Source organism: Coprococcus sp. AF16-22 (genome assembly GCF_003461545.1).
Lineage (GTDB): Bacteria > Bacillota > Clostridia > Lachnospirales > Lachnospiraceae > Coprococcus > Coprococcus aceti.
Map to the genome: position 1 here is coordinate 371,061 of NZ_QTXH01000001.1, position 13,249 is coordinate 384,309.

Sequence of the window (13,249 nt, forward strand, 5' to 3'; positions counted from 1 at the left end):
ATTCTGATTAAATTCCAAATATTGCAAGGAATGTACCTGCAGCTACGGCTGTACCGATAACACCTGCAACGTTTGGTCCCATAGCGTTCATCAGAAGGAAGTTTGTAGGATCATACTGTGATCCAACCTTCTGTGAAACTCTGGCTGCCATTGGAACGGCTGATACACCAGCTGAACCGATAAGCGGATTAACCTTACCCTTTGTCGCCCAACACATGAGCTTACCGAAGAGAACTCCGGCTGCTGTACCAAATGCGAATGCGACAAGACCAAGGAATACTATCTTAAGTGTACTCATCTTAAGGAATGCCTCTGCACTTGTAGATGCACCTACTGAAGTACCAAGTAAGATAACAACGATATACATAAGAGCGTTTGAAGCTGTCTCTGTGAGCTGCTTTACAACGCCGCACTCCCTGAAGAGGTTACCAAGCATCAGCATACCTACAAGTGGAGCTGTTGTTGGAAGTATAAGAACTACCACAAGTGTAACAATGATAGGGAAGAGAATCTTCTCGATCTTGGTTACAGGTCTGAGCTGTGGCATTCTAACAAGTCTCTCCTTCTTTGTTGTGAGAGCCTTCATGATAGGTGGCTGGATAACTGGAACCAGTGACATATATGAATATGCCGCAACTGCTATAGGTCCGAGAAGTGTTCCACCCATACCGAGCTTACCGGCAAGGTAGATAGATGTAGGACCATCAGCACCACCGATGATTGATATAGCTGCAGCCTCTTTACCATTGAATCCCATAAGGAATGCAAGGAAGTAAGCTGCATAAATACCGAACTGAGCTGCAGCGCCAAGCAGGAAGCTCTTTGGATTTGCAATAAGCGGACCAAAGTCTGTCATGGCACCTACACCCATGAATATAAGCGAAGGTAAGATACTCCACTCATCAAGCAGGTAAAAATAATGTAACAAGCCGCCCTCTGCCATAATATCTGGGAACATGTTTACAAGAAACATACCAAATGAGATAGGGACAAGAAGAAGTGGCTCAAAGCCCTTTCCGATTGCAAGGTACATGAATACAAACGCTATAAGGATCATAACGTAGTTCTTCCAGTCAAGACTTGCAAAACCGGTCTGATTAGCTAAATTTGTCAAAACGTCAACTATTGTGCTGCCCATTTAGTTGTTTCCTCCTATAAGATTTATTCTAATTCAAGCAATTAGTTGAGTGTTGCAAGTGTATCGCCTGACTCAACACTAGCGCCTACTGTAACGTCTATGCTTGCGATTGTACCATCTTCTGGAGCAACAACTTCGTTTTCCATCTTCATAGCCTCAAGGATAAGGATTACCTGACCCTTCTTTACTGAATCGCCAACATTAGCCTTTACTGCAAGGATCTTACCAGGCATAGGTGATGAAACCTTAACGCTTCCTGCGCCGCCTGCTGCTGGTGCTGGAGCTGCAGGAGCTGCTGCTGGTGCAGGTGCTGCCACTGGAGCTGCTGCTACAGGTGCTGCTACTGGAGCTGCGCCACCTGATAATTCTTCAACTGATACATCGTATGATGTGCCATTAACTGTGATTCTATAATTCTTCATAACAATTATCCTCCTATAATTATCTCTTATTCTTTTTTCTTGGTCTTACAACCAACTTATCGTTACTTGGATAGTTTACACGAACTCTTGTCTTTCCGCCCTGTGCCGCCATAACCGCTGCTGATATAACCGCAACAAGCTCTGAGTCGTTCATAACGCTCTCACCGGTCGCTGTGTTGACAATGTCTACTATTCCAGCCGGAGCAGGTGCGTTTCCTGCAGGAGTCTCATCCTCCTTGTCAACATTTAATGTTGCAACGCTTCCAAGAGCCTTCTTTGCCTTCTCAGCCTTTCTCTTCTCTCTTGTCTCCTTGTCCAAAAGAGCCGGAACATACTTGAGAAGTGAAATTATGAATGATATGAAGATAAGTGCTATAAACACGATACCCATACCTATGAGGGTATTTGCTCCCGCATCCTTCATCTTGTCCTTAAGTGTCTGATTAGCAGCAACTTCAAATTCGGAAATCTTGTATGGATAAACACCATTTGATGCAAGCATCTGATCAGCCTCTTCTTCTGAATACTGATTCTGAGCCATCACTGAATACTTCTGGAAATTGTAAGTTACCGAATTGTCTACAAATGTTGCCTTTACTATAGCTTCTTTTTCTGCACATTCTGCATATAATGTAACAACAACCTTGTCATCAACTTCTTGTATTGTTTTATCATCTTCATCTTCGAGATTGACCGGCTTAAACTGCTGGAATTTACCATAGTCAGACTCAATCGTTGAAAAAACCTTTAATGCATCAGCAGTCGTTTCATCTACCTGACCGCCATTTGCCTCTTCATCCACATAGAAATTATATACATCTTCAACCTGCGCAACCTGCATGTAATTCGTAGCCTGTGTTTCTGCTATCTGAACCAATGTGTTTCCGTCATAGTCAAATTCTACTTTCTTGTCTGAAGACGAACATCCGGCAAGTGCAAATGTAACAGCTAACATAGAAACTATCAATAATAACTTTTTCTTTATTATCTTTTCCATTAAGTTGTCACTCCTTTATATTGTTCCATGCTTCTTGAATGGTCTGTCCTCACTCTTAGAAAAAAGCATATCGAGTGCTGCTATAACTCTCTTTCTTGTTGCATCAGGCTCGATGATATCATCCACGTAGCCTCTTCTCGCTGCAGATACGGCACCTGAAAGAGCATCTGTGTACTCAGCCTTCTTCTCCTTGATATAAGCAAGCTTGTCACCGGCTGCTGCGATCTCATCTTCATACATGATCTTTACAGCCATCTCTGGATCCATTGTTCCGATAACTGACTTAGGCCAAGCAAATACAACATCAGCTCCGATAGCCTTTGAACACATAACTGTGTAGGCTGTACCATATGCCTTGTCAAGCATAACAGTTACCTTTGGCACTGTTGCGTTGGCATAAGCGTAAGTAAGCTTTGCAACAGCCTTTGAGATAGTCTTCTCTTCCTTTACAGTTGCTGCAAATCCCTTGATGTTTACAAGTGTGACAACTGGGATATTGAATGAATCACAAAGCTTTACGAAATCCTCTGCCTTATATGCACCGGCTGTTGTCATGACATCCTTCTGGTTTCCGACAACACCGACTGTCTCACCGTTAAGTCTGATAAATGCAGTAACAACGTCATCTGCAAAATTCTTCTTGAGTTCGAATACAAACTCATCATCAGTGATATCTGCTATAACAGCCTTCACATCCCCTGCCTTTGTAGCAAGATCTGGAATGATTCTGTTCACATCATCCTCACATACTGCGCAGTCGCCATCATCCTCATTGTTTGATGGAAGAAGACCTACCATAGTTCTCACTGCACCGAGAAGCTCTGCCTCTGTGTCGTATACTGCGTCAACATTTGCTGTGTTCTCTGCAACATAATCTGCTGCTGCAGTGTCAAGCTTCTCTGCACGGTTCTCATCCAGAGCATTTGGACTGTTAACAAAGAGCTTAGCTCCTTCCTTAGTCATGAATGTTACGTCTGTGAGATTAGGTATAAGTGCTGCACCACCACCGCATGTACCAAATATAGCTGTGATCTGTGGTATTACACCTGATGCAAGAGTCTGCTTCATGAATACCTCTCCAAATGCATTAAGAGCATCTGTAGCCTCCTGAAGTCTGAGTCCGGCACAATCGATCAGCCCGATAACAGGTGCACCCATCTTCATTGCCATGTCGTAAAGGTTTGCGATCTTCTTGGCATGCATCTCGCCTATAGAACCGCCGAGCACCTTTGCATCCTGGCTGTAAACATAAACTAAATTGCCATCGATCACTCCATAACCGGTTATTACGCCGTCTTTTGGAGTATCCTTGTCCTGAATGTTGAAATCTGTATTTCTAGCAGTTACATATGCGCCGATTTCAACAAAACTTGAGTCATCAAGTAACATTGAAATTCTGTCACTTGCTGACAAGCTTGGTGTGTTGCTCATTTTTAGCCCTCCGTTTAATTTATTTTAGGACTATATATAGTCCAATTTTCGCCGAGTATAATTGTAAAGCCTTTGTCGTCATATTTCAAGTAAAATCGAAAAAACCACCAAAGGTTTATCGGCGTTGTAAGCAATTATTTTTCAAAATAAAACAGGGAATCTGTGTAAAATATACCCCCAAACAAAAGTATACCCCAAATTCCCCGTTGAATTATAAAATCTGTTTTATTTTTTACTGTTTTAGTCCTTGAGAACTTCTCTGTTGTGATACAGATAATCTCCAAGAGATATAAGTGTCAGTGCAAGTGCAAGGTAGATGAGCACCTGATCAAAGATGTAGAACACCTTGAGATCAGCTATCAGAAATCCTACCATGATCATCTGAACCGTTGTCTTGATCTTTCCCCACCATCCGGCAGCAATAACAATTCCCTTTTCTGCCGCAATAAGTCTGAATCCGCTTATTATGAAATCACGCGCTATGATCACTATAACGATCCATGCTGGGATCCTGTTCAGATCCGACAGTGCTATGAGTGCCGAACATACCAGCAGCTTATCTGCCAGAGGATCCATGAATTTTCCAAAATTGGTGACCAGATTGTATTTTCTTGCAATCTTTCCGTCAAGCATATCTGTAAGTGATGCGGCTATGAATATTCCAAGTGCCACCCACTTCGACCATCCCGGTGACATATATAAAAACACGAGAAAGAATGGAATCATTATAGCTCTTAGTATTGTCAATTTGTTTGGTAAATTCATTCTACTATCACTCCTGTCAAGTCATATTCATTTGCCTCGGTTATCTTCACATCCACAAATGAACCGGATATCAATTCATATGGTGCGCTGACGAACACTATTCCGTCAACCCCCGGAGCATCTCTGTAGGTTCTTCCCACATATACATCATCGTCGACCAGATATCCCTCAATGAGAACCTTCTGGGTGCTTCCGATCATCTGCTGGTTCTTCTCATAGGAAATCTCCTGCTGAAGCTCCATGATCTCATCGCGCCACTTTACAGCCAGCTCTCCATCCACCTGATCCTCGTACTCCGCAGCCGGAGTGCCCTCCTCAGGCGAATAAGTGAATACTCCAAGCCTGTCAAACTCGCACTCGTCAACAAAGTCGACCAGACCATCGTGCAGTTCCTGTGTCTCACCTGGGAAACCAGATATGAGCGTGGTTCTGATGGCTATATCCGGCATGGCTGTCCTCAGTCTGCCGACAAGCTCCACAATGTCCTCTCTGCTGGTCCGTCTGCCCATTCTCTTAAGTATCGCATTCTCAGAATGCTGGATAGGTATATCGACATAATGGCAGATCTTCGGATTCGTGGCCATAACCTCTATTAGTTCATCTGTTATCTCCTCCGGATAACAGTACAGAAGTCTTATCCACTCTATGCCTTCTATCTCACTGAGTTTTGTGAGAAGCTCTGGAAGCTTCTTCTCACCATACAGATCAACTCCGTACAGCGTAGTCTCCTGTGCCACAAGGACAAGCTCCTTTATACCATCAGACGCAAGCTTTTCAGCGGATGCGATCAGGCTGTCCATCGGCATGCTTCTGTATCTGCCTCGTATGTGAGGTATTATACAATAAGTGCACAGTTTATTACAACCTTCTGCGATCTTAAAATACGCCATCGATGCATTTGTCGTTACTATTCTCTCGGCAATCGGCCTTGGAGTATAATTTATATCATCTACGATCGACTCCTCGTCGGTTCCTATTGCCTCAACTATCTTATCGTAATTGGTCGCACCAATAATGACATCGATCTCCGGAAGCTCCTTCATTATCTCGTCCTTGTATCTCTGGGACAGACATCCCGCAACGATAAGCTTTTTTAGTTTTCCGGTTTTCTTCAGTTCTCCCATCTCGATGATGGTGTTGATGCTTTCCTCTTTCGCATCGCTGATGAACGCACAGGTATTTACAACTACTACATCTGCCTCTGTCTCATCATTTGTAAGCTGGTGGCCGGCTTTGTTCAGCAAACCGAGCATGACCTCGCTGTCCACCAGATTTTTATCACAGCCTAGTGATATGAGTAATACTTTCATCTGTTCTCCAATAATTTTGCACTTGTTCTTAGTTTATATTTATTGATTCCACGCAGTTTGACATGAGCATGGCTATGGTCATAGGGCCGACTCCGCCAGGTACAGGAGTTATCGCTCCGGCAACCTCCTTGGCTGATTCAAAATCCACATCACCGCAGAGCTTATTATTCTCATTCCTGTGGATTCCCACATCTATAACTGTTGCGCCTTCCTTGATGTAAGATGCATCGATCATTTCTGGCTTTCCTATTGCCACCACGAGTATATCAGCACGTCTGCACACTTCCTTGAGATTCTTTGTTCTGGAATGGCACACGGTTACGGTTCCATTCTCGCGGAGCAGCAGCATGCTCATAGGCTTGCCTACTATATTGCTTCTGCCGAGTACCACGCACTCCTTACCCTCTATCTCTATTCCTGATCTCTTGATGAGCTGGATAACTCCGGCTGGTGTACATGACACAAAGCCCGGCTGTCCTATGCTGAGCGCACCAACACTCATCGGATGGAAGCCGTCCACATCCTTCTTTGGAGATATGGTCTTTATGACCTTATCCTCATCTATATGCTTTGGAAGCGGGAGCTGTACAAGTATTCCGTTCACCTTATCGTCAGAATTGAGCTTCTCTATAAGTGCAAGAAGCTCCTCCTCAGTTGTCTCCTCTGGGAGCTCGTATGACAGTGAACCTATTCCTATATACTCACATGCCTTCTTCTTGTTGCCAACATATACTGATGAAGCAGGATCATTGCCGACCTGAATAACAGCAAGGCATATCTCTACACCCTCTGCCTTAAGCCCTGCAACCTTCTCCTTGAGCTCATCCTTTATCTGTTTTGATATAACCTTACCATCTATAAGCTTATACATTTATCTGTCCTCCTAGAATAATCCGACGATCTTGCCGTCATCATCCACATAAATTCTCTCTGCAGCCGGAGCCTTTGGAAGTCCAGGCATGGTCATGATCGTTCCGGTAATCGCTACCACAAATCCCGCTCCTGCACTGACATAAACCTCACGGATATTTATATCGAATCCTGTAGGTCTTCCAAGCTTCTTTGGATCATCTGACAGAGAATACTGGTTCTTTGCCATACATACAGGGAAGTTACCAAATCCCATCTCCTCGATCTTGGCGATGGCCTTGCTGGCCTCTGCGCTGTATGTAACACCATCCGCGCCATATATCTCTGTAGCGATACAATTTATCTTATCCTTTATTGAAAGGCTGTCATCGTAGAGCACCTTGAAGTTGCTCTTCTTGTTCTCCAGCGTGTTGAGCACTGCATTTGCAAGGTCTATACCACCTTTGCCTCCCTGCTCCCATACATTTGCAAGAGCAAAATCACAGTCTCTGTCCTCGCAGAACTTCTTGACAAAGTCAAGCTCTGCCTGGCTGTCTGTGACAAATCTGTTCAGTGTAACAACAACAGGAACGCCATACTTCTGAAGATTCTCAATATGCTTTTCAAGGTTTACTATACCAGCCTTAAGCGCGTCGAGATTCTCCTCGCCGAGATCTGCCTTTGCAACTCCGCCATTGTACTTGAGTGCTCTTACTGTAGCAACCAGAACCACCGCATCCGGCTTAAGGTTGTTCATTCGGCACTTGATATCGAAGAACTTCTCAGCTCCGAGATCTGCGCCAAATCCTGCCTCTGTTATTACATAATCTGCAAGCTTTAATGCTGTCTTTGTAGCCATTACACTGTTACATCCATGTGCTATATTTGCAAATGGTCCGCCGTGTACGATTGCCGGTGTATGCTCAAGTGTCTGGATAAGGTTTGGCTTGATGGCATCCTTTAAGAGCGCTGCCATAGCGCCTACAGCCTTGAGATCAGCCGCTGTCACAGGCTCATTGTCCATGTTGTATGCAACGATTATTCTGCCAAGTCTCTCCTGAAGATCCTTCATGTCACTTGCAAGACAGAGAATAGCCATGATCTCCGATGCAACTGTGATGACAAATCCGTCCTCTCTAGGCACTCCGTCGACACGCTTTCCAAGTCCGACAACTGTGTGTCTGAGAACTCTGTCGTTCATATCCATACATCTCTTGAACACTATTCTGTTCACATCTATTCTCAGTGCATTTCCCTGCTGGATATGGTTATCCATCATGGCTGCAAGGAGATTGTTTGCGGATGTTATAGCATGAAAATCTCCTGTAAAGTGGAGGTTGAGATCCTCCATAGGTACTACCTGTGCATATCCGCCGCCGGCTGCACCACCCTTGATTCCAAAACATGGTCCAAGTGATGGCTCACGAAGTGCGATAACCGCCTTCTTTCCAAGCTGTCCCATAGCCTCACCAAGTCCTACAGTGATTGTCGTCTTTCCCTCTCCTGCAGGTGTTGGATTGATGGCTGTAACGAGGATAAGCTTTCCGTTCTCGTTGCCCTCAACCTTCTTTATAAGCTCATCTGAGAGCTTTGCCTTATACTTTCCATAGAGATCGAGGTCATCCTCTGATATTCCGAGCTTTGCAGCAACCTCCCTTATGTGCTTCATCTCAGCCTTCTGTGCAATTTCAATGTCTGTCATCATAGCTCTTATCCTCCGCTTTTTATAAATTAGTGTCTATATATTCATCAAACTGTTCCTGAGTCATCAGGATCTTTCTGGCCTTTGTGCCCTCCTCCGGGCCAACTACTCCCGCGGCCATCAACTGATCCATGATCCTTGCGGCTCTGTTAAAGCCTATCTTGAACGTTCTCTGAAGCATACCTATAGAAGCTTTTTCTTTCTCTATAATGAATCTTCCCGCTTCCACGAAATATTCATCCTTATCACTGGCTGAAGCCCCACCTATCGCTGTGGCTCCTGATCCACCATTTCCGGATATCGATTTGGATATCTCCTCATCATATGTTCCCACGCCATTGTTCTTCTTGAGGAAATCAACAACCGCTGTAACCTCATCATCCGACACAAATGCGCCCTGTACTCTGACCGGCTTAGGATAGCCTGTCGGATAGAACAGCATATCTCCCTTTCCAAGAAGTTTCTCTGCTCCTACCATATCAAGTATGGTTCTGGAATCAACTCCCGACGAAACTGCAAATGCTATTCTCGATGGAACATTTGCCTTTATGAGACCTGTTATGACATCAACCGACGGTCTCTGTGTTGCTATGACAAGATGTATACCCGCCGCTCTGGCAAGCTGTGAAAGTCTGACTATTGCATCCTCGACCTCGCCGTGGGCAACCATCATAAGATCCGCAAGCTCATCCACTATAACCACTATCTGTGGCATCTTGGTCAGTTTCTCTCCATCGGCTCCTGCTATAACGGCATTTTCAATCTTGTCATTATATCCCTGTATATTACGTACACTGTGCTCAGCAAAAAGCTGGTATCTTCTGGTCATCTCCATAACTGCCCAGTTGAGTGCCCCTGCCGCCTTCTTTGGATCTGTTACGACCGGTATCAAAAGGTGTGGTATGCCATTGTAACATGCAAGCTCAACCATCTTAGGATCTATCATTATGAGCTTTACCTCCTCCGGTGTGGCCTTGTACAGTATACTCATTATAAGTGTATTGATACACACTGATTTACCTGAACCTGTGGCTCCGGCGATCAGAAGATGTGGCATCTTGGCAATATCGGTTGCGATAACCTGTCCACTTATATCCTTACCAACCGCAAATGCCACTTTGGACTTGAGGTTCTTGAAATTATCTGATTCTATAAGCTCCCGGAACGCCACAATTGAGTTCTCCTTGTTAGGGACCTCTATTCCTATGGCTGCCTTGCCAGGTATCGGTGCCTCTATACGTATATCCGCAGCCGCAAGGTTGAGCTTTATGTCGTCCGCAAGGTTCAGTATCTTGCTGACCTTGACACCCTGCTCCGGCTGCATCTCAAATCTCGTTACAGCAGGACCGCAGCTATAGTTTGTTATGGTTACATTAACGCCAAATGTCTCGAGGGTATTCTTAAGCTTGATGGCGGTCTCCCTGACATGGGCATCCCTGTTGGAATTGTTCGCCTTTTTAGGCTGGGACAGCAGATCTGCCGTTGGGAATTTATACTTTCTTCCCTCCTGATACTGCTTTGAGCTCTCAGTCTGTACCGCCGGCTTCTTTTTGCTTTGAGCCGCGGTATCCGTCTTCTCCTCCTCCGCAAATGCAGAGTCGTAGAGCGGATTGTAATCTGACACACTCTCTGGATGCATATTGCCATTTACCGCTCCCGCAAGGACATCCTCCGCATCATCAGTAAATGAAAGTATCTCTGCATCCTCCATATCAGTGTCCACAGCAGCCAGCTTTGTTTCTTCAGGAGTTACGACCACCGGCTTTCTTCTCTTCACAGGTGCAAGCTTCCGCACCGGTTTATGCACAGGATCCCCTCTGTCTATCTGAACTGGATTGACGATCTCCTCTCTGTCGGTCATGACGATCTTCTCTATATCATTGTTAAATTCATCATAGGACATATCCACAGCGCCATCTCCAGGAGTGAGCTCGTGGACATCCTCCATGGCAAAGAAATCCCTGGCAGGCTCCCTCTCTACATCCTTCTGTGTCTTAGTCTTCCTTGGCTTGACCTGTGTTGCAGCAGTCCTGTCGGAAGCTCTGTCGCCCTTGGAATTATTACTGCTGTACACATTGAGATTTGCCATCGATGGTCTCACTCTGCGAACCGGAGTATCATTTACATCATGTGAGTAATAACCATCGTCATATCTGTCACTTTGATACTCCTCATCTTCATACTGTTCGTCATCATCGCTTTCTCTGCGCTCACGGATAGATGCTATGAAAAGTTTGATCTCGTCTATAACTGATATCTCCGTTATGAGAATGAACATGATAACCGCAGCTATAAATATTACTATGCACGCACCCGGAACTCCAAGCAGTGTCCTTATCGCAAAGAATATTCCTCCGCATATAACTCCTCCGCCTGATCTGTCCTTATACCCATCCATGTACAGAACCTTGACCGACTCAAAGGTCGATGAATATATAGTCTGAAATACCATGGACAACAGGATGAGCACAACGCCAAAATATACAACCTTTTTGACGATCTTTCTCCTGAAATCATTTGATATAAGATAGGCAGCCGACACAAACAGATATACCGGGAATATGTACTCGCTGAAACCGATTATTCCAAAGAAAAATCCCGATACGGTATCTCCCACTATTCCGCAGATCCTGAAGTTTGCAAGCAGCAGAAATACCGAAAATGCAAAGAGAACTATGAGTATGATCTCACTTCTCATCTGCTTCTGCCTTGCCAGTTCCTCTTCCCGGGCTTTGCGTTCTATGGCAGTCTTTGATCTGGCAGATGTTTTTTTCGATGCAGTATTCTTCTTCGCAGATGTCCTGTTATTTGATCCGCCTTTTGAAGAGTTCTTTGCCACAGTCTTTTTAGACGCAGCGTTTTTGGACGTGCCATTCCTTGATGTATTGTTCTTGTATGACTTTTTATTACCAGCAGCCATTTTCTACCTCTATTCTAAATCTTAAGCAACAAAATACCATATTACAGACACGATTCCCGCGATCATACAATATATGGAAAATCCCTTAAAATTCTTTTTCTTGACCGTATAAAGCATAAATTTTATACATATGTATCCGACAATGCCGGCAACGATCATACCAACTATGTAATTAACGACATCCGCCCCTGAGATTGATGCCTTAAACAGATCAGGTATCTCCAGTATGACAGCGCCAAGAACAGCCGGTATGGACATTATAAACGAATACTTTACTGTAAATTTTCTTGTGTAGCCGCACGCCATACCTGCAGTTATCGTACTTCCGGATCTGGATATTCCGGGAAGCGTGGCAACAGCCTGTGCCAGTCCAACAAATATGGCATTTCTGTATGTAGCCTTTGCCACACTTTTCTTACCAGCCGGCAGTCTGTCCGCAAAATACAGGATAACAGATGTTATACACAGACAGATACCCGGTATCAAAAGTGTATCTCCCGCATGTCCTATAGCTTTGTCAAATGGGACTGCGATCACCGTCGTCGTAAGAGTTGACACGAGTATGAGCATAACAAACTTTCTGTATGCCGTACACACAATCTTCCTATACGGATATATCTGTCCCTCCTTCGAGGTCTTGTTCTTTATGAAATTTACCAGATTGACACAGCAGTCTCCAACTATCTTGAGTCCCTCTATAACAAGCTTCTTTATATCTGCCCAGTAGACTATAAATATGGCAACCAGCGTGCCAAAATGGAGCAGTATGTCAAATAATATACCCGTATCGGTCTTCACTCCAAAAATATTCTTGAAAATAGCCAGATGTCCCGAACTGCTGACTGGAAGAAATTCTGTAGCTCCCTGTATTATTCCCATCAAAATTGCCTGTAATAAGCTCATGACCGACCTCCCTTGATCGATGTTTATACAATATCCTATGGAATTTTACTATCATTTTCTTAATTAATCAAGTCATACAGCGTTTTTAAAGCCGCCGACATACCACCGATCCTGTCTATAACCCTTTTTTCGACAGCCTGTTTTCCTATCAGGACCGAGCCCACATCCTTGGTCAGCTCTGTCGTGTTAAACATAAGTTTCTCCAGTTCTTTCCTGTCTATAGATGAGTGATCCACTGTGAACTGTATGATCCTCTCCTGCATCTTCTCTATATATTCAAAGTTCTGCTTAACTCCAAGCACCGCCGTATTTGTCCTTATTGGATGAACTATCATCGTTGCGGTCGGCACTATAAAAGACACATTTCCCGACACCGCCAGAGGAACTCCTATGGAATGTCCGCCGCCAAGCACGATATTGACGACCGGCTTTGACAGGCTGGACAACATCTCAGATATGGCAAGTCCAGACTCAACATCACCTCCGACCGTATTTATCAGAGTCAGGACTCCCTTTACATCTCCGCAGTTTTCTGCCTGGGCTATCACCGGAAGCAGCTTCTCGTAGCTTGTACTCTTCATACCGGCAGGAAGCTTGTCATGCCCCTCAATCTCTCCATATATTCCACATAACAGGATATAACCTCCACCTGGAACATCCATAACATGTATGTTGTCAGTGAGTTTTAACCTCTCAGCGATCGATACCGATTCCACTTCGCCTGCACCACCTTCCAACCCCGATCCACTCATTCCGCATCAGGGCAAAAATTAAGAAGGGCTGAGCCCTTCTTAACTTAATATGGTATAAAT

The 13,249-nt window shown here is 44.5% G+C and carries 11 protein-coding genes; all 11 read right to left on the minus strand.

Annotated features, from left to right (window positions below):
• Window positions 1–7: 7 nt before the first annotated feature.
• Window positions 8–1,138: a sodium ion-translocating decarboxylase subunit beta gene (locus DWW60_RS01650; RefSeq protein ID WP_022216519.1), complete on the minus strand. Its 1,131-nt coding sequence runs from the start codon at window positions 1,136–1,138 to the stop codon at window positions 8–10.
• 41 nt (window positions 1,139–1,179) lie between these two features.
• Entirely contained in the window at window positions 1,180–1,560 is a 381-nt protein-coding gene (locus DWW60_RS01655; RefSeq protein ID WP_015534886.1) for a biotin/lipoyl-containing protein, read from the minus strand.
• A gap of 19 nt (window positions 1,561–1,579) precedes the next feature.
• Window positions 1,580–2,557, minus strand: a complete 978-nt coding sequence (locus tag DWW60_RS01660; protein ID WP_022216521.1) for an OadG family protein — start codon at window positions 2,555–2,557, stop codon at window positions 1,580–1,582.
• Window positions 2,558–2,572: 15 nt separating this feature from the next.
• Complete coding sequence (locus tag DWW60_RS01665; RefSeq protein WP_117874237.1) at window positions 2,573–3,988, minus strand: acyl-CoA carboxylase subunit beta; 1,416 nt, start codon at window positions 3,986–3,988, stop codon at window positions 2,573–2,575.
• 240 nt (window positions 3,989–4,228) lie between these two features.
• Window positions 4,229–4,753: a CDP-diacylglycerol--glycerol-3-phosphate 3-phosphatidyltransferase gene (gene pgsA, locus DWW60_RS01670; protein ID WP_015534884.1), complete on the minus strand. Its 525-nt coding sequence runs from the start codon at window positions 4,751–4,753 to the stop codon at window positions 4,229–4,231.
• Window positions 4,750–6,063 carry a 30S ribosomal protein S12 methylthiotransferase RimO gene (rimO, locus tag DWW60_RS01675; protein WP_022216522.1) on the minus strand — a complete coding sequence of 438 codons (1,314 nt, stop codon included), beginning with the start codon at window positions 6,061–6,063 and terminating at the stop codon, window positions 4,750–4,752. Before rimO ends, pgsA begins: the two co-directional genes overlap by 4 nt.
• Before the next feature lie 28 nt (window positions 6,064–6,091).
• Window positions 6,092–6,934, minus strand: a complete 843-nt coding sequence (gene folD / locus DWW60_RS01680; RefSeq protein ID WP_117549001.1) for a bifunctional methylenetetrahydrofolate dehydrogenase/methenyltetrahydrofolate cyclohydrolase FolD — start codon at window positions 6,932–6,934, stop codon at window positions 6,092–6,094.
• 12 nt (window positions 6,935–6,946) lie between these two features.
• Window positions 6,947–8,617, minus strand: coding sequence for a formate--tetrahydrofolate ligase (locus DWW60_RS01685; protein WP_117874238.1), 1,671 nt, complete (start codon window positions 8,615–8,617; stop codon window positions 6,947–6,949).
• Window positions 8,618–8,636: 19 nt separating this feature from the next.
• Window positions 8,637–11,534: an FtsK/SpoIIIE family DNA translocase gene (locus DWW60_RS01690; protein WP_117874239.1), complete on the minus strand. Its 2,898-nt coding sequence runs from the start codon at window positions 11,532–11,534 to the stop codon at window positions 8,637–8,639.
• Window positions 11,535–11,555: 21 nt separating this feature from the next.
• Window positions 11,556–12,437: an undecaprenyl-diphosphate phosphatase gene (locus tag DWW60_RS01695; RefSeq protein WP_117549004.1), complete on the minus strand. Its 882-nt coding sequence runs from the start codon at window positions 12,435–12,437 to the stop codon at window positions 11,556–11,558.
• A gap of 59 nt (window positions 12,438–12,496) precedes the next feature.
• On the minus strand, window positions 12,497–13,153 hold the full coding sequence (locus tag DWW60_RS01700; protein ID WP_022216527.1) for a ClpP family protease: 657 nt from the start codon (window positions 13,151–13,153) through the stop codon (window positions 12,497–12,499).
• Window positions 13,154–13,249 lie beyond the last annotated feature (96 nt).